We start from the raw sequence: 21,396 nt of genomic DNA, 5'->3' as shown, positions 1-21,396 counted from the left end.
GAGCCGACGCAGCGGCTACCTGCCCGCGCTCAAGCGCGAGCAGGCCATCGGCGCATCGGATGGACGGCAGGCCACCAAGCGCGCTGGCACAGGCCCTCGCGCACAATTTGCTGGCCTATCAATCTTTCGAGCCGGGCGTCAGCAATGAATACCCCATCCGGTCTATGGCCCAACTCCCGCCCCTTCCGCTTCAATGGCAAGGGCCGGAACATCGGTTTTGGTCGAAGAGGACCGACCGATCTGGTTGGGTAGAGGAGGTTCAAATCGGCAAGCCACGTCACGTGCTCATACTGGTGGAGAACCTGCCCGTGCCCTTTGATCGGCGCGTCTGGCAGGAGGCGCTCGCCCTGCAGAGCGCGGGCCATGTCGTTTCGGTAATCTGTCCCAAGGGCAAGGGCTTCAACGATAGCTATGAGCTTCGAGATGGCGTGCACATCTATCGTCATGACCTCGTCGAGGCTACTTCCGCCAAGGGCTACCCCGCCGAATATATTACCGCGCTGGTGCATCAGCTTCGGCTGTCTCTTGCAGTGCGCCGCCGCCAGCGGATCGATGTCATCCAGGCGTGCAATCCGCCGGATCTGATGTTCCTTATCGCGCTGTTTCACCGGCTTTTGTTCGGGACCCGTTTTCTCTTCGATCATCACGACCTTAGCCCGGAACTCTATTTCAGCCGCTTCGGCCGCAAGGACGCGCTCTATTGGGTGCTTGGCCTGCTCGAGAAACTGACATTCCGGGTGGCCGACGCCAGCATCGCCACCAACGAGACCTTCCGCGACATCGCCATAGCGCGCGGCAACATGCCCGCGGACCGCGTATTTGTGGTCAAAAGCTATCCCGATCCCGCCAAGACGCACCGCCATACACCCGAGCCTGCCCTTGTCGACGATGGAAAGTACATCGTGGGCTATGTGGGCATTATGGGAGCCCAGGACGGCGTCGAAATGCTGGTTCGGGCCATGGATCACATTATTTACGCGCGCGGCCGAAACGACATCAAGGCCGTGCTGGTTGGAGATGGGCCGGAATATGAACGCCTGCGCGCCCTGGCCGAAACGCTTCGTCTGGGCGACGCGCTTCAATTCACCGGCTACCTCAGTGGACCGACGATGATGCGGCACTTGTCGGCATTCGACATCGGCGTCATCCCCGACCCTCCGAACGGCTGCAACGAGAAACTCTCCATGAACAAGGTGTTCGAGTACATGATGCTCGGCATACCCTTTGTTCAATTCGACCTGGCGCAGGCCCGCCGGGAAGCAGGTGATGCGGCCCTCGTCACCATGCGGCATAGCGCGGCGGCCCTGGCCGACAGCATTATCGCGCTAGCCGACGACAGCACGCGCCGTCGACAGATGGCTAAGACTGCCCGCGCGATTGCGGGACGTGACTTCCAGTGGTCCACTCAGGCCACTCGTTACCTTGCGGCGATCGACTCCATTTTCACCGCCGAGGACGTTCCCACATGATCAGTGTCATCATCCCCCATCTCAACCAACCCGAGGCACTCGCCCGCGGGCTTGCGGCACTGAATGCCCAGCTGGGTGTTTCTCTCGCCTACGAAATCATTGTCGTGGACAATGGGTCGCATGAACTGCCTACCGAAATCTGCGCCAAATGGGAGAACGTGACGCTGCTCGTCCAGCCGGTGCCTGGTCCCGGCCCCGCGCGAAATCTGGGCGCAGCCACGGCCAGCGGCGACATTCTTGCGTTCATCGACGCAGATTGTGTCGCTGCCCCCAGTTGGCTCGCAGCGATCGAGCGGCATTTGGATGAAATGCCTGATGACATGCTGATCGGCGGCGATGTGCGTATTCTGCATGGGGATCCCGATCGCCCCACCATGCTGGAGGCCTATGAAAGCGTCTTCGCCTTCCGCATGAAAAAGTACATCGAGGAAAAGGGCTTTACCGGCGGCGGCAACCTTGCCGTGCGCGCGTGGGTGTTTCGCAAGGTCGGCGACTTTCTCGGCATCAACATAGCCGAAGATACAGAGTGGGGCATGCGCGCCAGCGCCATGGGCTACCGAGTGCGCTACGAGCCGACCATGATCGTGCATCATCCAGCACGACGCAATTTCCCCGAGCTTGCCGCAAAATGGGACCGGCATATCGCCCACGACCTGGGCGAGATCCGGCACTTTGACAATTGGCGGCGACGCTGGATGCTACGTGCGCTGGCGGTGCTGGTTTCGCCCATTGCCGAGGTACCGCGCATCATCGCCTCGGATCGCCTCAAAGGTCTTCGCTCAAGATGCCTCGCCATGGTCGGGGTGGTTCGCATCCGGGTCTACCGAGGCATCTCCATGTTGGCGGCCGCCCTTGGCGATGTGGATTCGCGCACTGCGGCGCGCTGGAACCGGTCCTGAAGGAACAGGACCATGACCATCCATACGAGAAACATCCAGGAAACTGGCCGAGCAGCCATCGCACTACCGCTGGCCATCGTCATCGTCACCTATAACAGCGCCGAGGTGCTCGGTGGCCTCCTCGACTCTTTGGCGCCGGCGCTGACCGAGGTGCCAAACACGTCGATAATTGTCGTCGACAACAACTCGGCCGATAAGTCGACCGAGATCGCCAGGCAGCATGCCCTGAACATCCGCGTCCTCGAGACCGGTCGAAATGACGGCTACGCCGCCGCCATCAATGCCGCAACAGCAACGCTTGCGCCCAACACGGCCCTGCTGGTGCTCAATCCAGATATAAGACTATTGCCCGGCTCGATTGATCGCCTTCTGCGCCGCACTATTGAACCCGACGTGGGCGTGGTCGTGCCGCAGATGCGAGACCCGGATGGCACCATCGCCATGTCCCTGCGTCGCGAACCATCGCTTCTTCGCATGTGGGCGCAAGCTCTTGTGGGGCCGGTACAAGCGGCGCGCATAGGTCTGGGCGAGATGATCGCCGACCGGGGCGCTTACCAGAAAGGTCGCGATGTGGACTGGGCAACTGGAGCCGCTTTGCTGGTCTCGCCTCAAGCCCGAGCGCGCATTGGAGCTTGGGACGAGACCTTCTTCCTCTACAGCGAAGAGGTGGACTATCAACGCCGGGTGCGGGCTAGCGGGCTCCGTGTGGTTTACGAGCCAAGCGCCTGCGTCATTCATATTGGCGGGGACTACATGCAAAGCCCCATGCTCGCCGCACTTATGACACGCAATCAGATCCGCTACTTCCGTCGCCATCACGGACGCGCGGAAACTGTGCTGTTCCGTGGAGCCATCGCCGCCTTTGGCCTTCTCCGCGCGTGGAGAAGCGACACCCACCGCGCCATCCTACATGCGGCCCTTATGCCTGTCGGGCTGTGACGGAAATGCTGATGCACTCGGACCCCACCGAACTGACGATCATCAATTTCCACGGGATCGACGAGCCCGCCCGCGATCTGGAGCCGGGCGAAGCGCCGTTCTGGTTGAGCCGCGCGCAATTTTGCACCGCTCTCGATCGCGTCGCGATCCACCCCAGTCGCCGCCAGATAGGCATTACCTTTGACGATAGTAACAAATCCGATCTGACCATCGCCGTTCCCGAACTCCTAAAGCGTGGGCTAACGGCGAAATTCTTCATCCTTACCGGCCGGTTTGGCGCTGAGGGATCGTTGGATGAGTCTGACGTTAAGGAACTCTTTGTTGCCGGAATGGACATCGGCAGCCACGGTGTAGCCCATCGCGACCTCACATGCCTTGCCCCGGACGAACTAGGACAAGAACTGAGCCAGTCAAAGAGGGCACTGGAGCAATTGCGCCAAGGGACGATCAACGCGTTCTCAGTTCCCTTCGGCCGCTACAACGCCAGGGTGTTGACCGCTATCCGCATGGCCGGCTATCGGGTCATTTACACCAGCGACGGGGGCCGCTCGAATCCAGATCATTTCCTGCGCCCGCGCAGATCCTTACGAAATGACATGTCGATGCGCGATGTCGATCGAGTTCTGACCGACAGACTTAGCCTGGTACGACGTCTAAGGCGCACCGCCGCAGCGGCAGTCAAGCAACTGACGTAACGTCGCTCGTCGCTGATGCTTGGGGCGCCAGCTCGGCGAAAAGAGCATTGACGCGCCCTATACGTTGCTCCCAGAGACCCGTGTGCTTCACATGTCGATATGAGGCCTGGCCCATAGTGAGCCGCAGAGCTTTGTCCAACGTCAATCTTCGCAGTGCAACCGCAATGTCCTCCGCCAACGCAGCCGGGGAGTTGACCGATAGCCTGATGGCGCAACTTTCGTTCGTTGCGGCCCCGGGCCCGCCTCGATCGCAGACGATCAGCGGTAGGCTGTGCGCCATCGCCTCCAGCGCCACATTGCCACCGGGCTCGCGATAGCTGGGAAAAACGAAGATATCTGCTTCGTGGTAGAGCCGCTCCACCTCAGATCGCGGCTGACGGCCATGAAATGTAATGCGGTTGCCAATAGCGAGTTTACCGGCCAAGGCCTCACACGCCTGTCGGTCAGGTCCGTCTCCGACAATGTCGACGTGCAGAGGCAAATCCCGACATTGCGCCAGCGCCTGCACCAGGTCCCTGGCGCCCTTGCTCCGTATCATGCGCCCCACAAAGAGAGCACGTACCGGTCCGCTACGTCCGCTGCGATCCTTGGGTGCCGGCAAATCAATCAGCGCCGTCTCACTCATCACCTCGAAGCGGGCAAGGTCGAGGTTGCCTAGCTTATCCGCCACATAGGGCGCGATGCCGAGGACGCAGGAAGCCTGCTCGTAGGTGCGGCGCAGGAGCGGATCGTAGGCAAGCCGCCAACCATCGAGCCGTCTCAATTTGACGTACCAAGGGTCGGTATCCTGCGCGCCCAAAAACTCTGGAGGCGAGTCGAGACCGCCGCCGACCGGACCGACGACGACGTTAAGACCCAGGCCGATTGCAGGACACGGATAGCGCATGGCCACTGGCACCGGCTGGTGCACGACATCGAACCGTTCGCCCTGTGACAGAGCTTGGCGGATCCACCGGCGGGCGCGAACATAAAATGGCACATAACCCGGCGCGAGCATGCTGTTCAGTCGCTCGACCCTGCCGAGAAGTGGTGGCTCGGTCCATTCGACCACGCGAATACCGCTCAACTGCTCGCGCGCCGATTTCCGGCCACGTTTGCGATAGGTGAGAAGCGTCACTTCATGATGCTTAGCCAACCCCACAGCCCAGCGATGGGCCACCCAGGCCTCCCCCACGTCCGTACCGTCGCAAGTCGGGGCAATCAGTAGCACACGCATCGCTTCATCCCCTTCTTCGCACAGCCTCTAGTCGCGGGGACGAAGCGCGATGCAGATCCAGTCGATGGCGCCGCCCCACGACCCCCTCTTCAGGGCGTGCGGAAGTCCCAACATCAAGCATCCACATGCCGCTGCCCAATAGAAATAGGAACAGGACATAGGTGGAGTTCCAGAAATGCACAGTGCAGCCAGCGAGGACAAACGAGGTGATCGCAATAAGGTAAGCTGTCTTGTAGTCGGTCACTTCGCTGTCGCGTGTCTTGTTGAATCCGATGGAAAAAACCAACCAGACGACCGCTGCCAAGAACAGGAAGAGGGCCGGTAACCCGTGGCGTATTCCCGGCACCATCCAGAACATGTCGATGCTGGGCGGCATCCAGGTCGGACGGACCCACTCGCCAAAACCCGTCCCAAAAAGTGGGTGCTGGATTATCGAGCCCCAACCATAGTTCCAGATCAGGAGTCTGTAATAGGCCGTCCAGGGGTCGAAGGCGAACTGCGTCAGGAGTTGGGGGACCGGCTGGTTCGAAACGACTTCTAAGGTGATGTAAACGCTCAGCACGATGGCCCAGAGTATGCGCCAGCGAGCGCCAACGGCGCCAAGGACGAAGCCCCAAGTCAGTAAGGCCAGTTGGACGGCTATGGACAACAGCGGACCAGAGGACCACGACAGGCTCGCCGTGGCGACGACAATCAGGGTCATCAACCAGCGCCTCGCGATGGGTGCGTTCCGGCCCAGGACACCATGTGTGATGGCCACGATGCCACCACAGAAGACACCAAACAGGATTGGGTGATCGAAGGGTCCTTGGACCCGCATGAAACCGACCCGCAGTTCGGTGCCAACGGGAGACAGAGTGGGAAGGACGGTCCCGAAGAGATCGAGCATCACCTTGTGGCCGGTCACTGTCTCCACCAATGCAAACGGCAACATAGCGGCTACGACCAAGAACAGTATCCTAGCGGTGGCGCGGAAGTCCTCGGCTGAGCGCACGTAGCAGCGTCCAACGAGGTAGGCAGTGAAAGTCTCAGCAAAGAGCATGCCGCCCGACTCGATTGCCTCGATCCCGTGGACAACGGTCAAGGCGATGATGCACCAAATGCAATAGAGGAACAGAAGAAGGTCAGGCGCCCGGATCACGCCCGCCTTCCGGGAGGCCCACAGGACGATGCACGGAACGGCAAGAGCAAGGAGCACGATCCGGTGCATGGAGAGAGCGATCGGACCGACCGATATTTGCCAGGGAATCACGAGCGTGACGATGAGAAGAGTGGCAGGCCATGCAGGCAGTCGCGCATTCCCTTCGTCCGTCTTTTCGCCCCTTCGCCAGGATCTAGTCCCGGAGAAATCCCAGCGCCCTGCCGGGCCGGCGCTCAGCAATTTCGTGCTCATTCCGGCCCAGCCCTCGACCTCAAAATCTCTACGCGGATCAAGGTTTAAAGCTCGGTCATTTGCGGAACTATAGCTCTTTGGAGCAGACGCTGACCGATAGCTCTTTTGGTCAAAGAGCCTTTGGGCAAGTGCATGCTAGTCTTCCACATCTGTCCTAGAGAAAGCCGCGATGCTGGAAGCCAGAATCAACAGGGCGCGATTAATTGCGCGATCGGCTTTCGCGGACTTAAAGGCCAACGCAAACCGCTATCGGCGCCGCCGGCTTTCTTTGCCCCAGTACAGTCCGGCGCGGAACGGTGAACCCGAGATTTACTTCCTGACGCCCGACTACAACTCTCCATCCGGCGGCATCAGGGTCATCTACCGTCACGTCGATATTCTAAACGCTTCTGGCATTCCGGCAGCGGTTGTGCATCAGAAGCGCGGTTTCAGGTGCGACTGGTTCGAGAATTCAACACGCGTTCTCGATGTCGGACGGTGTCGCCTAGGAGAGAATGATCTGCTTGTCTTGCCCGAGACAGATGGGGATCTGTTCAATCGGCTTTCGCCGGGGGCTCGGCACGCCATATTCAACCAGAACGCCCACCTTACCTGGCTACGCGATCCGGGCTCTGTGTCGAAGCACTTGGTTGATAACCCATCTCTCGTTGGGATCGTGGCCGTATCGCAGCATAACGTGGATATGTTGTCCTATGCTTTTCCGGCGCTCGACATCCACCGGGTTCATCTTGGAATCGACGAGACACTGTTCTATGACGACGCGGCGCCAAGACCCCAGAAAATTACCTACATGCCTCGCCGGGGTGGCGACGATCTTCTCCAGGTCCTGCAGCTACTGAAAAGCCGGGGCGCGCTCGACGGTTGGGAGGTTGTGGCGCTCGACGGTCTGAAGCACGAGGAGGTCGCGTCGCATCTGCGCACCAGTCGCATCTTCCTGGCTTTCACCTATCAAGAAGGTTTCGGGCTTCCGGCGGCCGAAGCGATGGCCTGCGGCAACTTCGTTGTCGGCTATCACGGTCACGGCGGACGCGAGTTCTTCCGCGCCAATTTTAGTGCGGCCGTCGAGACAGGTGACGTCCTCGAATTTGCCCGGCATGTGGAGGCAGCGATCCTGTCAGATGCAGATGATAGCGCCTCGACAAGGAAACAAGGACGCCAGGCGGCCGAGTTCATCCGGGCGAATTACCGCCGTGACAAGGAAATCGAGGACGTAGTCCGGATTTACGGCGCGCTTCTACCAAGAAAAGTGGCATTGGCGGGGGTCGCATAGTGGTCTCTTTCCGCAAGATTCACCGCTCCCCTTCAGCCACCGCCACCGACACCGGCGCGTGGTGGGGGGCGGTCCGCTGTGCCCCGTTAAAGCAAGGCAGGCGGGTAAGCATCAGCACTACGGATGACCCTCTGACAGGCAGGATCCCAGAAGCTGCCGCGTTGGCAATGCGAGCGTGTTCCCCAATACTACGAGAAAAATCATCCACCGCGCAGCACTCAAGAGGAAGAGCATAATGGTTTCTGTCGATGTAGTCGTGCCCTGCTACAATTATGCACGCTATCTGCCGACCTGCGTTGGCTCCGTCCTCAGCCAGTCCGGTGTTGATGTACGTGTCCTGATCATAAACGACGCGTCTCCCGACAACACCCGCCAAGTGGCTGACGGTTTGGCGCAGTCAGACTCGCGCATTCGCGTCATCCACCACGAAACCAACAAGGGACATATCTTCACGTACAACGAAGGGCTGGAAGCGGCCACCGCCGACTACGTGGTGCTGCTCTCCGCTGATGACATCCTAACCCCAGGCGCGCTTAACCGGGCGACCCAGCTGATGGAGGCCAATCCGTCGGTGGGCCTCGTTTATGGCCACCCCAGAACATTTCAGGGCGACACAGTTCCCGCGCCCAGAACGGGTAAAGCCACCTGGACCGTCTGGAAAGGTGATGATTGGCTGGGCCTGATGTGCCGAAGCGGCAAAAACTTCATCATTTGTCCGGAAGTTGTCATGCGCACCAGTGTGCAGCACCAAATCGGGGGTTACAGTTCGGCTCTGCCCTACTCCGCCGACATGGAGATGTGGATGCGCGCGGCGAAAGTATCCGATATCGGCCGCGTCAACGGAACGGACCAAGCCTATTATCGGGTTCATTCCCTAAGCATGCAGCGCAGTGTCGCGGGTATGTTCTTCGATCTCAAAATAAGGCTCCTGGCCTATGAAGCAGTGCTCAAGGAAGACCTTACCGCCACTGCCAAGCGCCTCTTGGAACAGGCCCGTCAAAGTATCGCGCGAACAGCATTGAGCCATGCCACATCGTCCATTCGCTGCGACGAACCGCTTGATGCCGATGTATCCGAGTATGTGGATTTCGCTGTAGCGGCCTATCCCGACATAGCCCACTCGAGGCAATGGCGCCTTCTGCAACGTATTCGATCCGCCAGACCGCACCCCATAGCCATCACTGTTGCACGGACAGTACGGAGAGTTCGCAACAGCCTTCAGTATCGCCACTGGCGCTGGAGGGGTACAGAGTGGTAGCGGCCACTGCCCAAGAAGGCGCCAGGTAGTCTCAAACAGCTGGACTGACGCCCATTGAGCTCAACAGCGACCGGATGGGTTTCGGCAGCGCTCCGGCAGGCACGAGGCGCAGGAGCGCGAAGAGCGAGAATAGGCCGGTGGCGCAGGTCATCGCGAGGCCCAGAAGGGTTGCCCACCAGAACGGCAAATAGATAAATCCGACGAAAGCCAGTGCGCAGCAAAGCCCGAAGAAGGCCATTAGCCCCACATTTTCGGCGGAGAGCCGATAGCCGCAGCTGCGCCTGACGATGACATAGACCAGCACGCCGTGGCAGAGGTAGAGGCACAGGAAGGCAACCCCTGCCCCATCCACGCCAACGACCGGCACGAGCGCAGCTGCCAGTCCGACATGCACCACGGTCGCGACGACCTCGGTGGTGATGAACAGCTTCTGCCAGCCCTTGGCGACGATGATATAACCCATCGGCCAGGTTATGACCCTCAGCATCATCCCTAGGGACAGCCAACGCAGCAGGCTGGCGGCGGGACTGAATTCGGGGGAATAGAAGACGGTAACCAGAAGATACGAGAAGGTGATGGTCGCAGTCACGCCCGGGGCGGCCAACAGGAGGCTGACTTGCGTCTGTTCGCCAACCAGGCGAGTGACAGCGATATTGTCCCCCACGACGGCGGTCAGACGCGGGTAAAAATCGGTGCCCATCGACTGCAAGACGACCCCAACATAGAGGCCCGCAATGGCCCAGGCAGCCTGGTAGAAGCCGGCGGCCTCGATGCCGGCGTCCTGCTGCACCAACAGGCGAATAGCGTAAGCCGCACCCATGGTGAGAAACCCGCTTATCGTGAAGGCGACGCCCAGCCGGATCAACTCGCCGACCTCGCCGGGGACACTTCGGACAGGTCCTTCGGAAACCGCAGCGCGGCTGCTGTACCAACGCGCAGTGGCCCACCCGGCCAGTGCCGTGAGCACCAGCAGCGGCACGATAGCCGCCTCGCGCCACACAAACACTATTGGAATGGCTATCAGCACGCCGGCGATGGAGGTGACGATATTGAGCTTGGCAAGATCGAGAATTCGCCTCGTGCCCTGCAGCAAGGCGGTTTCCCCGCCAGTCAGAATGCGCAGGAGGACGACCAAACCCAGCACCGCGAGCGCCGTCGCATATTCGGCACCACCAAAGGTAAAGACCGCCAAAGGCACTGACAGTGCTGCAAGCGCGAGACCGCCGAAGAGTCCGAGGACGAGCGACGTTCGCTGCACAGTCCTTACTGTCGCGGCCATCTGCCCGCGGTCATTGCTGCCTTCGGTCCGGGCGATCTGGCGGACGCCTGACTGACTTACGCCCAACCCGGCAAGGGCGACGACGACATCGACAACGGACGACAGTAGCGCCACCGTGCCAACACCGGTGGGACCAAGCAGTATCGCCAGGGTCTTCATCCTGATCAGCGAGAAGAACATCGCGATAACGGAAGATGCCCCGATCAGGGCCGTGGAATGGAGAATGTCCCGGTAGCTGGATGTTCTCGGTTCTGGGACGGCCCGCCCATCAGACATTGGCATTTCCTTGAGCTGGGACGCGGCAAACCGGCCTCCGCTTCAGGCTAATCGAGAATGCGTGACGTGCCGATAGCTCCAATGGGCAGCATCAATCTCTGCTCCAGTTGGGGAAGAATACCTCCAGCTTCCGTCGGCCAGAAGGCCGGCGTCACTGGGGATAGAAGATGTCTTCGCATGAAGAGTTTACGACGCTGGAGAGGCCGTCATCGCGGCCGACCACGCTGCCGCTTGCGGCACCCACGTTTTACCCGGTCGTCAAGCGCAGCTACGACATTTTGGGGGCTTTGTTTCTGGGCATCTTGATGCTGCCCTTCCTGTTAGTTGCCGCGGTACTTGTGCGCTTCGATGGTGGCCCTGCTCTTTACTACCAGGAGCGGGTTGGGCGTGGCGGACGGATCTTCCGGTTCTGGAAATTGCGGACGATGGTGCTCGACGCCGACGAGGCTCTGGTGCGCTATCTGGAGCGCGATCCGCAGGCGAAGGCTGAGTGGGATCGTACGCAAAAACTGCGCCGCGATCCGCGCGTCACCTGGATCGGTCGTTTCCTGCGCAAGCATTCAATCGATGAGCTGCCGCAATTGTGGAACGTTCTGACTGGCGACATGAGCCTCGTCGGCCCGCGGCCAATTCTCGTCAACCAGCGGAGCCTCTATCCGGGCACGCTCTATGGGGGGCTCAGGCCAGGTATTACCGGACTATGGCAGGTGACTGACCGTCACCTATCGGCCTTCTCCGACAGGGCGCACCTCGATCGCATCTATGCCGAACAGGTATCCCTGCGGACAGACATCACGATCATGCTGCGCACTCTGCGCCCGCTGGTCGTCGGCACCGGCTGCTAGGCTGGCAAAGAGGCGTAATAGAACGATCGACGTCGCCCCGGCCAGCCGGAGCGACGTCGATATCGCTATGTAGATTGCATGTGTAGAAGGCCAGGGGCGAGGTCAGCAGACGTGCCGTCTAGCCCCCAATCGTCAGGGTTTGGCTTGCGCCAGATCACCCACGGATGCCTCAGCGGTGGGCGTTACTTGCGTCACCACCTTGAGAACGTCTCCGGGGAGAAGTGCAGTGGTCTCATCGGCAGATATTTCCGCGTGGCCCTGCGACTGCCGGACGATGGAATAGTGCAGCCCGGAGGACTGACCCGCCGTGATCACCGGTCCGGTGTCGATATCGAGCAGCAGGCGCTGGGACGTCGATTGCTGAAGCAGCATCTGGTCGATTTTGGTTTGTTCATCCTGGATGGCCACCGCGGCCTGCGTATGGCCGGAATCTTCGAGCTGCGCAGCTTCTCGCTGGGCTTGGCTCAACGCTTGCTGAGCGCGCAGGACGGCGGTGGTTTGAGTCAGCTGTTCAAACCGCAAATCTGCAATCTGCCGCTCGAGTTCAGAACGCCGGGAGGCTGTTGCCAGTCCCTTCTCGACCAGTGACTGGACGCCAGACAGTTCTTCCGAATTGGTGGCGATGATCTTGTCGACGTCGGTCAAGCGAGCGCTGAGCGTCTCGATTTCCTTATTGAGCAGAACGACCAAGTCATCCAGCGCTTCCGTTTGCCGGGCCACCTCTCGTTTGCGGGCGAGGAAGATCGTCTCCTCGTCTCTCATGGCGCTTTGGGCCAGAGCGGTGTTGGGATGTCCCGTCACTTCGGCGGAAAAAGTAATGGCCTCGGCGCCTTCGACTTCGGCCGCCAGACGCGCAATGCGGGCTCTGCTGCGTAGCAAGCTATCGTCGATCGTGCGCAACTCGGAAACGAGCCGGAGCCGCTCGGTAGAGGTACTTTGCATCTCTTCGTGGCGTTCGCCGCCGCCGAGAGCGAAGGCCTGGAGTACGGTCATACCCTGACGGAATTCGAATGCCCCGGGCGCAGAGACGTCGCCGACAACATAGACGGGCGGATAGGACAGAATTTCGATGGACGTCTCGGGGGCGTTGACCAGTCCAAGATGTTGCTTGAGCGCCGTCCCCACCTCGAGCGCAATCTGATCGCTGTTTTTATCGCGTGTGGATATCTGACCGATCACCGGCAGAGGCATGGTGCCTTCGCCTGACACCGTGAAGTCCCCGCTGAAAGCATCCCAGCGTTCGTAGACGCCCTTCATGGGAACCCACTGGATCACAGTCAGCCTGATCTTGGTCTGCGGCCACAGCTCCGCCGACTGGGCGGACGTCGCATGGCAGAGGGACGCCAGCGAAACCGCTGCAAGCATTGCGTTCCTAAGAGCACGAGACCAGCGTTTCGCCGCGGGAAAATTTGAAGACCGCTCAATGGACATGATTGTAACTAGCTCCAACCGCAGCAGAACTAGATCACAGCCACCCCCAGCACATAACTAGCCCATGCTGGCTATGTTCGCTTGCACCCCAGCACGCTTGTATCGAGAGGGGTTGAGGTGTCGTCCATCCGGTCGAACCTCGGTCGAGGGTAGTTTCATGACGCATGATGACCTGCGCTTCTATTCCTATGTGTTCGTCAAGCGGCTGCCGCTGATGACGGCGATCGCCGCCGTGATCGGCGTCGGCGGCCTCGCTTACATGCTGTCTCTGTCGCCAGTCTACGAGGCAACCGGGACCATATTGGTGAAATCGCCGGACATCTCGGCAACGCTGGCGCCATCAACGGAATCTATCGGACCGCTGGCTCGACTCCAGGTGATGCAGCAGGAATTGCTGACCTATGACGCGCTCCTGGCTCTCGCGCAGCGGCACAATCTCTATCCCGCAACGGGTGACGCGGTCATTTCTTCCGACAGCATCGTCGACGATCTGCGTGAGCGGATCGCCCTGAGCCCTGTCCTCTTCGGTGGCAACGAAAATGCCCTGGGGTTCTCGGTAACTTTTCATGACACCCAGCCCCAGGTTGCCGCCAGAGTGGCGAATGATCTGGTCCAGACAATTCTTGATCGCGACCTGGGTGGGCGCGCCACACGTGCGACGGAGACGGTCTCCTTCTTTCAGGATGAGGTCGCGCAACGCGGTAAGAACCTCGCCGAGATCGAGGGCCGGGTGCAGGCCTACAAGACGGCGCATTTGCAGGCCCTACCCGATACCCTCGAGTTTCGGCGGCTGCTGCAGATGAACCTGCGCGATCGTCTTCTAGTCTTGGAACAGGAGCAAAGTTCGCTGCAGAGCCGGCGCGCGAACTATCTCCAGTTCTATCGCGGCACCGATCCGCTCTCTTCGAACCTGCCGCCCGAACAGCGCCAACTTCAGGAGCTCAAGCAGGCTCTCGCCAACCAGCGCATGCTGTTCTCCGAGGACAGCCTGGCGATCCAGTCGTTGAAGTCACAGATTGCCGCGGCGGAGGCAAAGCTGGGGGCCATGCCCATCGACGGTCTTGATGTCGAGGATACGTCGACACGGGATATGCAGCTGGCAGAGATGGATGCCCGGCTCGAAGCCATTGCCCGGGAACGCGAAAGCCTCCTCGCCAACGACGCCGAGTTGACCAGCTCGATCGCAGCAACGCCCGCGAATGAAGCGGCGCTCAGCGCGCTGGAACGCGAATACGACGACACCAAAACCCTATACACCGCCGCCGCAGCCCGTCTGGCCGATGCATCGACAAGTGAGCAGATCGAGAGCGGGCTCAAGGGCGAGCGACTCGTCCTCATGGAGGCGGCAAGAGCGCCTGAAAAGCCCAGCGGGCCTAAGCGCCTGCCCCTGGCTTTGGGCATCGCGGCGGCAGCTCTCGGCGCGGCCTTCGGTACCACCTTTCTGCTCGAACTGTTCAATCGCAAAGTCCAGCGCGCAGCGGATGTAGAAAAGGCACTCGGCATCGAGGTGCTTGCCAGCATTCCCAGCATTCCCGTCCGCCCACCCATTCGCTTCAAGCTACCGAGCTTGCCACTTCATTGGACAGGGACTGTCCGCCCATGACCCGTCGTACGCCGAGTTCAACAACGCCAAACCAGCCGACGCCGCCAGCCCCAGAGGTCACGGCGCCAGCCGCAACGGTCAGGACCACACTGCCGCCGCCGTCCGCCCTTGCGCCCTCCGCCCACATGATGAAAGAGCGCTGGAACGAACTGCCCGAAATCAAGATGAACAATTGGCGCCTGGCCGGGCACCGTATTGTGGCCGCCACGCGCGCCCATGACACTCATCTCGAGATTGACTTTCTGCGCACCAAACTGATGGCGATGATCCGCGAAAACGGCTGGTCAACGCTCGGGATTACCTCGCCACGCGGCGGATCGGGCAAGACCACTCTCGCGCTCAATCTGGCTTTCAGCTTCGCTTGGCAGGCCAACTTCAAGGTGGGGCTGCTCGATCTCGATCTGCGCCGGCCCAAGATTTCAAAGGTGCTGCACTGCGAGCAGTCTCACGATATCGAGGGATTCCTGCGCGGCTACCGTTCAATGCCGCAGAGCCTGGTTCGACATCGGAACAATCTCGTAATCGCCACAAATGCCGTTCCGGTTCCCGAAGCGGCAGAACTGCTGATGGAATGCGTTCCGGGCAAGGCCATTTCCCGGATGCGCGAGATGCTCGGTCTTGACCTGCTTCTCTATGATCTCTCCCCCATGCTGGCGAGCGATGATGCACTGGCCGTGCTGCCGGGCGTGGATGCCATGCTTTTGGTTGCGGCCGCCGGCGAAACCACGATGAGCGAACTCGACATCTGCGAACGCGAGCTCTCGCGACCCGGCAAGCTCGCCGGCATTGTGCTGAACAAATGCGGCTTCCTGCCGGAACGGTTCGGCTACTGATGCGCACCCACAAAAGGGAGACTGGGACATGAAAGGCATTATCCTGGCGGGCGGCAACGGCACGCGGCTCTATCCGCTGACCCTTGCCGTCTCCAAGCAGATCCTGCCCATCTACGACAAGCCCATGCTCTACTATCCGCTGAGCGTCCTGATGCGTGCGGGTATCCGGGAAATCCTCGTGATCTCCACGCCACGCGACCTGCCGGCGTTCCGTGCCCTCTTGGGAAGCGGCGAGCAATTCGGGGTGTCCTTCTCCTATGCCGAACAGGCTGAACCCAAGGGCCTGGCTCAAGCCTTCATCATCGGCAAGTCATTCATCGGCAATGACAGCGTCGCCATGGTTCTGGGCGACAATATCTTCTTCGGCGAAGGTCTGGCCGAACTCACCCAGACCGCAGCAGCCCAGACGGAAGGGGCGGCCGTTTTCGCCTATCGAGTGGAAGACCCGGAACGCTATGGCGTGGTGACGTTCGATCCCTGCAACGGCAAGGCGATCTCCATCGAAGAAAAGCCCAAGGTTCCGCAGTCCGATTGGGCCGTCACGGGGCTTTATTTCTACGACAATGACGTGGTCGACATCGCGGCCGCTATCCAGCCTTCGGCTCGCGGCGAGCTTGAGATCACCGACGTCAACAATGCCTACCTGCGGCGGGGAGCCCTCAAGGTCTACCAGCTCGGTCGCGGCTATGCCTGGCTGGATACGGGCACCACGGAAAGCCTCCACGACGCAGCCTCATTCGTTCGCACGGTCGAACGGCGACAGGGCGTCCAGATCGCCTGTCCAGAAGAAATCGGCCTCGAAATGGGTTGGGTGCAGCCGGACGCGCTGCTGTCCCAGGCCGATCAACTCGGCAGCACCGAATATGCCTCATACCTGCGCCGTCGAGTGGCAGAAATCACCTCCACCGGCGCGCTTCGGCTGCAATATTGAGGGGAGCCAGCATGAAATACCTCATTACCGGCGGCGCAGGCTTTATCGGTTCTGCCCTGTCCCGCTTGCTCGCGGAAAACCCGGAAAATCGGGTCGTCGTGCTCGACAAACTCACTTATGCAGGATCGATGGGAAGCCTTCGATCGCTCAAGGGCAAATCCAATTTTCGTTTCGTGTGCGGCGACATTCGGGACCGTAGCCTGGTCAGCAGCCTGCTGGCCGACGAAGAAATCACCACCATCATCCACCTTGCGGCCGAGAGCCACGTAGACCGCTCCATCGACAGCCCGGCGTTGGTGATGGATACGAACGTGATGGGCACGCTCGTCTTGCTGGAGGCCGCCTTGGCCCACTGGCGTTCATTTTCAACAGCGGCCCGGGGGAACTTCCGTTTCCACCATGTATCCACCGATGAAGTCTTCGGTGACCTCGGCCCGGCAGATCCTTGCTTCACCGAGCAGTCTCCATACGCCCCCTCCTCGCCCTATGCGGCCTCCAAGGCCGCAGCCGATCACCTCGTACGCGCCTGGCACCGCACCTATGGCCTGCCGGTCGTCCTGACCAACTGCTCCAACAACCACGGCCCATTCCAGTTTCCCGAAAAGCTGATCCCCCTCACCATTCTCAACGCCCTGCAAGGGGTCAGCATTCCGATCTATGGCACTGGCGGGAATGTGCGGGACTGGCTGCATGTGGAGGATCACGCGCGGGCCTTGGCGCTGGTCGCCCGCAGCGGCCGCATCGGCGCAAGTTACAACATTGGCGGCGAAGCAGAGTGTTCCAATCTCACTCTGGTAGAGAGCATCTGCGACACGCTCGATCGCAAGAAGCCCGATCCGTCGGGCCGTTCGTATCGAAATCTGATCACGTTCGTCACCGATCGACCGGGCCACGACCGTCGCTATGGTCTCGACATCAGCAATATCAGGACCGAGCTCGGCTGGACGCCAACTTACACGTTGAACGCCGGCATCGAGAACACCATCGACTGGTATCTCCAGAACAGCTGGTGGTGGCAACCGATCCGTGATGAGCGCTACGGGGGCGAACGCCTGGGGCTCGAGCAGACCCGCCCGGGCACCGCAAAGGATCATCCCTCGCTCTCCGCCAAGGCAACTATTCTTCCCGAAATGCAAATGTGATCGGGACGGTAACTAGAACTTGATATAGTCAAGCTCACTGTCTGCGCTACCAAAACGTGCTGCTAACTTCATCGTGGCACAATAAATGGAAGCGTAACCGGGTGTGTTTGCAGGTACGACTATGAGGCAGCTAAGATCGACAGCTCTGGTTGCGGACAGCCAGGAACTCTTTGGTCATTCCCTTGCCACCGTGCTTGAGCAACGCGTAGGTTTCGCCAAAGTGCTGACGACCACCCACTTCGTCGAAGCAATGCGCCACCTTTTGAGCAGTTCAGCAATATCTCTGGCCATCTTTGACTTGCAGTTGCCCGACATGGACAGCTTTTCAAGCGTCAGCAATCTGCGGCTGTCACATCCCGATTTGCGCATCGTTATCAGCGGCGGATCACATCACCGCGATGATATTCTGCGTGCCCTGTCGGTAGGTGCACATGGATATATTCCGCGCTCGCTATCCATGTTCGAAACAATACAGGCACTCGCAAGTATTACCGCCGGACAGATTTATGTCCCCCCCACTGTGTCAGATTTGCTCGAAGATAAGCTTTTTGATCAGACGGTTAATTCTACAGGAACACCTGTTCCTCCCCCATCTGCGGTCGAACAGCTTACGGCCCGGCAGTACGAAGTCATGATGTTGATCGCCGAAGGACGCAGCAACAAAGGCATAGCTCAAAAGCTGCATCTATCTGAAGGAACAGTGAAAACTCACGTCAACGCGCTTTTCAGAACGCTCAACGTTCATGATCGGACTGCTGTCGCGACCATCGCCGCTACACTGCAAAATCGGGCCTAGCCAATCGGCGCATTATACCCGGCCTACACCTAAACCCTTGGATTGACCGAAGGTATAATCCACCGCCGATATTGGCACCGCGAGCTAGATATGCTCCTATTTACGAAGTATTAACCTTTGTACTCGGGCAGGCCCCAAAATACTTTGGAGCCTGCAATTCTTGGGGGCGAACATCATGCGGGCCCAGCCCGAATTTTGTATCGCGGTCGTCGACGCCCTTGAAATGCGTCGCGCCGGTATCGTTGCTTTGCTCAAACCATGGGCTACGCCGCTCAACGCTTCAGTGATTTCACTGGGTCCGGACGGCTTCGCCTCTGGCCGACATAATATTTATCAGCCGATATTCGTGGTGTTCAGCGTTGGTGGACTGTCTTTAAAGTCCAAGCAATTTCAGGATTGGGCTGAAGCCATGCACACCGTGCTTCCCCATGTCCCTTGTCTCGTCCTCTCCGATCGCACGGAGCCCGAGGAGGCCGTCGCAGCGGCGCGGATGGGCCTTAACGCGTTCATCTCGACCAGCGTTGATCCACAGGTCGCCCTGCAAGCCTTCACGCTGGTGCTCAACGGCGGCACCTATTTCCCACGCGACGCTCTCTTGCGAGCCTGGGAACCACAACAGGAAGCGCCGGAGGAAGCGGAAGAAGTTGATGGATTGACGCCCCGGCAATCCCAAGTGCTGCAACGCCTGCGCCTTGGCAGTTCCAACAAGCGAATTGCCCGTGACCTTTCCGTACAGGAGTCGACGGTCAAGGTGCATGTGCGAGAGATCATGCGCAAACTCGGCGCCCGCAACCGCACCGAGGCGGCGTTATTTGCCGGGCGGCGGGGCGCCATTCGAGCACCTGTCGTTGCCGTGTCCGACAACGCTCCCCTTTCATCTAGACACGAACTTCCGATCTTTACGTCCGCACGAACCAGCGCTCCGCGTGGCCGCTATGGCACTTTCGAGAATAAATGAATTAAGTAGTAACTAGCTGCATTTGGCGAAATCACTGCAGAAATCAATCCGGACAGCCGCATCTACTACCAGACATCAACGAGAAGGCTGCCGAGAGCTCGGGGAGGCATCGATCGGTATGTAGCATCTTCTCTCCGGTCGCCCGCCAGACGCCTGAGGACACATCTAGCCTATACTAATCGCTGGGGCGACCTGCGGAAGCTCAGGGCTACTCAAGCAACTGCCCTCTTTATATTCCCACGGCACAACACTGGGCGCCCATGACTGACCCTGCATTCGTCTCTACCGGCACCAAATGAACACCGCGGCACCTGAATTCCGAGCCGAACAGGTAAAGCGATCGTCTGTTCCCCGCAGGTTTAGGCATATCCTGGCACTGGATGATTTCGAGCCGGCTGCCCGTGCTTTTCTACCACGTCCGATCTATGGCTACATCGCTGGCGCCTGTGAAAACGGCCAGTCCTTAAGTGGCAACCGACAGGCCTTTGCGGAGCTGTCGTTCGTCCCCAAAATCTTGCGCGACGTGTCGAACCGATCACTAGCGCGATCGCTGTTCGGTGTGAATTATGGCGCACCCTTCGGTATCGCCCCCATGGGTCTGAGCGCTCTCGCCGCCCTAGACGGCGATATTGTTCTGGCACGGGCTGCACTTCAAACCGGCGTTCCCGCCATCTTGAGTGCCACGTCTCTCACTCCGCTTGAACGCGTTGCACGGGAAGGCAGCACCCGCTGGTTTCAGGCCTATTTACCGGGCGAGCACGAACGTATCGACGCCATGGTGGATCGAGTGCAGGCAGCAGGCTTTGATACGCTTGTATTAACGGTTGACGTGCCAGTTGCTGGCAATCGGGAGAACAATGTCCGCAATGGCTTCGACGCGCCGCTGCGCCCTTCACTCAATCTGGCATGGCAAGGAGTTACCCACCCGCGCTGGCTGCTCGGTACCGCCCTCCGTACGTTGGCGCAGCGCGGCATGCCGCATTTCGAGAACATGGATGCCGATCGCGGGCCACCAATCCTGTCGCGGAACCTAACTCGAGCTTTGGGTTTGCGCGACCGGCTCAACTGGAACCATCTGCAGCGCATCCGCGCACGATGGTCGGGCAAACTGGTGCTCAAGGGCATCCTGGCCGCCAGCGATGCCTGCTTGGCGCAAGAACATGGAGTGGACGGCATCATCGTCTCCAACCACGGCGGGCGCCAACTCGACGGAGCGATCTCGCCGATCAAGGTACTCCCTGAGATTGTGGCAGCGGTCGATGGCATGCCGGTGATGCTCGACAGCGGCATACGGCGCGGCACCGACGTCATCAAAGCCCTGGCCTTGGGCGCCAGTTTCGTATTCATCGGCCGCCCCTTCCTCTTCGCCGCCGCACGTTTTGGGGAAACAGGTGTGGTGCACGCCATCGACCTGCTGAAAAGCGAAATCAGCCGCGACATGGCGCTCATCGGGGTGGATAATCTCGATCAGCTGGAGCCGAGTATTCTACGATAAGATGCCTTTCTGGCGAGCATCTTCCAGCAGAACCGTGCGTAGGAAAGGCTCTAAGTCCTAATTATCAATAGCCGCCTGGATTTCCGTTTAGTTACAGAGTCGAACAAAGGGCCTAAGGCGCCCGCCGAAGAGCGGGACGCTAACTTCCCAGAAACCGGTACCTTTCGATTTTAAGAACTAGTCGCGATTCCGCGAATAAACGGGTCGATCGCGCTCTTTTGCAGCGAAAGAATTGGTCGCCAGAATGTGCTGCGCGATTTCAATGGGTTAGCGCATTCTGGGACGAGCGCGCTTTTTGGTGACGCGGGGCAATTTTTCTACCTCGCGCCACCGCTCTGCTAGTGAATGGTGCTCGGAGGGTCGATGCTATCGCCAGACCTACGGCAACTAGGCTTCAGGGTTCTCCACAACTCGCTGATGTCGTCTGGGATGTCATCGTCGTACCCCAGTACATACTCCTGCAGCGCAAGGTCGACCGCGTCACGAAAGTGCACCTTGGGGACTTCCACGTCTATCTCAAGCAAAAGGTCGCGATTGGGATCATTGACTACCTCTTCAAAGTGCCGTTTCCCAGGCAGCCACTTGGGCGGCTCCTCTCCGGTATCCCGAGGGATACTTCTGTCCTGCAGATGCAGGCCAACGTTGGGCGTCACAGCGACGGACAAGAC

The 21,396-nt window shown here is 59.8% G+C and carries 19 protein-coding genes; 14 read left to right on the top strand and 5 right to left on the bottom strand.

Translation table 11 applies throughout. The features are described 5' to 3' along the window. Nucleotides 1–59 precede the first annotated feature (59 nt). From ABW043_RS18975 to ABW043_RS18960, 4 genes are read left to right on the top strand one after another with little or no spacing between them, the layout of a single operon-like run. Nucleotides 60–1,469, top strand: coding sequence for a glycosyltransferase family 4 protein (locus ABW043_RS18975; protein WP_353922766.1), 1,410 nt, complete (start codon nucleotides 60–62; stop codon nucleotides 1,467–1,469). Continuing rightward, nucleotides 1,466–2,368 carry a glycosyltransferase family 2 protein gene (locus tag ABW043_RS18970; RefSeq protein ID WP_353922765.1) on the top strand — a complete coding sequence of 301 codons (903 nt, stop codon included), beginning with the start codon at nucleotides 1,466–1,468 and terminating at the stop codon, nucleotides 2,366–2,368. The genes ABW043_RS18975 and ABW043_RS18970 overlap by 4 nt, the downstream gene beginning before the upstream one ends. Before the next feature lie 12 nt (nucleotides 2,369–2,380). Beyond that, nucleotides 2,381–3,307, top strand: coding sequence for a glycosyltransferase (locus ABW043_RS18965; RefSeq protein ID WP_353922764.1), 927 nt, complete (start codon nucleotides 2,381–2,383; stop codon nucleotides 3,305–3,307). Between the two features lie 11 nt (nucleotides 3,308–3,318). After that, entirely contained in the window at nucleotides 3,319–4,002 is a 684-nt protein-coding gene (locus ABW043_RS18960) for a polysaccharide deacetylase family protein (RefSeq protein ID WP_353922763.1), read from the top strand. Here ABW043_RS18960 and ABW043_RS18955 read toward each other — a convergent pair. Both ABW043_RS18955 and ABW043_RS18950 read right to left on the bottom strand, forming a co-directional pair. Beyond that, complete coding sequence (locus ABW043_RS18955; protein ID WP_353922762.1) at nucleotides 3,986–5,161, bottom strand: glycosyltransferase family 4 protein; 1,176 nt, start codon at nucleotides 5,159–5,161, stop codon at nucleotides 3,986–3,988. The genes ABW043_RS18960 and ABW043_RS18955 overlap by 17 nt on opposite strands. Before the next feature lie 61 nt (nucleotides 5,162–5,222). Further along, nucleotides 5,223–6,611, bottom strand: coding sequence for an O-antigen ligase family protein (locus tag ABW043_RS18950; protein ID WP_353922761.1), 1,389 nt, complete (start codon nucleotides 6,609–6,611; stop codon nucleotides 5,223–5,225). Nucleotides 6,612–6,780: 169 nt separating this feature from the next. On the opposite strand from ABW043_RS18950, the gene ABW043_RS18945 reads away from it, so the two are divergent. Together ABW043_RS18945 and ABW043_RS18940 are read left to right on the top strand one after the other, a co-directional pair. Then, entirely contained in the window at nucleotides 6,781–7,881 is a 1,101-nt protein-coding gene (locus ABW043_RS18945) for a glycosyltransferase (protein ID WP_353922760.1), read from the top strand. A 235-nt stretch (nucleotides 7,882–8,116) separates the two neighbouring features. Continuing rightward, complete coding sequence (locus ABW043_RS18940; RefSeq protein ID WP_353922759.1) at nucleotides 8,117–9,139, top strand: glycosyltransferase family 2 protein; 1,023 nt, start codon at nucleotides 8,117–8,119, stop codon at nucleotides 9,137–9,139. Nucleotides 9,140–9,170: 31 nt separating this feature from the next. On the opposite strand, the gene ABW043_RS18935 is transcribed toward ABW043_RS18940, so the two are convergent. After that, entirely contained in the window at nucleotides 9,171–10,694 is a 1,524-nt protein-coding gene (locus ABW043_RS18935; protein WP_353922758.1) for an O-antigen translocase, read from the bottom strand. A 167-nt stretch (nucleotides 10,695–10,861) separates the two neighbouring features. Between ABW043_RS18935 and ABW043_RS18930 the strand changes: the two genes are divergently transcribed. Next, a complete protein-coding gene (locus ABW043_RS18930; protein ID WP_353922757.1) occupies nucleotides 10,862–11,539 on the top strand; it encodes a sugar transferase in 678 nt (225 codons plus the stop codon). 132 nt (nucleotides 11,540–11,671) lie between these two features. Here the strand turns inward: ABW043_RS18930 and ABW043_RS18925 are convergent, their stop codons facing one another. After that, nucleotides 11,672–12,904, bottom strand: coding sequence for a polysaccharide biosynthesis/export family protein (locus ABW043_RS18925; protein WP_353922756.1), 1,233 nt, complete (start codon nucleotides 12,902–12,904; stop codon nucleotides 11,672–11,674). A gap of 223 nt (nucleotides 12,905–13,127) precedes the next feature. Between ABW043_RS18925 and ABW043_RS18920 the strand changes: the two genes are divergently transcribed. From ABW043_RS18920 to ABW043_RS18890, 7 genes are all read left to right on the top strand, one after another. Continuing rightward, nucleotides 13,128–14,573, top strand: a complete 1,446-nt coding sequence (locus ABW043_RS18920; protein WP_353922755.1) for a GumC family protein — start codon at nucleotides 13,128–13,130, stop codon at nucleotides 14,571–14,573. Beyond that, nucleotides 14,570–15,406 (top strand): CpsD/CapB family tyrosine-protein kinase, encoded by an 837-nt coding sequence (locus tag ABW043_RS18915; protein ID WP_353922754.1) that lies wholly within the window; start codon nucleotides 14,570–14,572, stop codon nucleotides 15,404–15,406. The genes ABW043_RS18920 and ABW043_RS18915 overlap by 4 nt, the downstream gene beginning before the upstream one ends. Nucleotides 15,407–15,434: 28 nt before the next feature. Further along, nucleotides 15,435–16,337 (top strand): glucose-1-phosphate thymidylyltransferase RfbA, encoded by a 903-nt coding sequence (gene rfbA, locus ABW043_RS18910; protein ID WP_353922753.1) that lies wholly within the window; start codon nucleotides 15,435–15,437, stop codon nucleotides 16,335–16,337. 11 nt (nucleotides 16,338–16,348) lie between these two features. After that, on the top strand, nucleotides 16,349–17,479 hold the full coding sequence (rfbB, locus tag ABW043_RS18905; RefSeq protein WP_353922752.1) for a dTDP-glucose 4,6-dehydratase: 1,131 nt from the start codon (nucleotides 16,349–16,351) through the stop codon (nucleotides 17,477–17,479). 121 nt (nucleotides 17,480–17,600) lie between these two features. Further along, nucleotides 17,601–18,275 carry a LuxR C-terminal-related transcriptional regulator gene (locus tag ABW043_RS18900; protein ID WP_353922751.1) on the top strand — a complete coding sequence of 225 codons (675 nt, stop codon included), beginning with the start codon at nucleotides 17,601–17,603 and terminating at the stop codon, nucleotides 18,273–18,275. A 175-nt stretch (nucleotides 18,276–18,450) separates the two neighbouring features. Continuing rightward, the gene (locus tag ABW043_RS18895) at nucleotides 18,451–19,233 is read left to right on the top strand and encodes a response regulator transcription factor (RefSeq protein WP_353922750.1); all 783 of its coding nucleotides are present in this window, start codon (nucleotides 18,451–18,453) and stop codon (nucleotides 19,231–19,233) included. A 295-nt stretch (nucleotides 19,234–19,528) separates the two neighbouring features. Beyond that, nucleotides 19,529–20,728, top strand: coding sequence for an alpha-hydroxy acid oxidase (locus ABW043_RS18890; RefSeq protein ID WP_353922749.1), 1,200 nt, complete (start codon nucleotides 19,529–19,531; stop codon nucleotides 20,726–20,728). Nucleotides 20,729–21,066: 338 nt separating this feature from the next. Here ABW043_RS18890 and ABW043_RS18885 read toward each other — a convergent pair. Beyond that, nucleotides 21,067–21,396 (bottom strand): hypothetical protein (locus ABW043_RS18885; protein WP_353922748.1); only part of this gene is annotated, 330 nt, incomplete at its 5' end.

Origin of the sequence: Devosia sp., assembly GCF_040509215.1 — a bacterium.
Lineage (GTDB): Bacteria > Pseudomonadota > Alphaproteobacteria > Rhizobiales > Devosiaceae > Devosia.
This window is presented reverse-complemented; position numbering and strand designations above follow the sequence as displayed.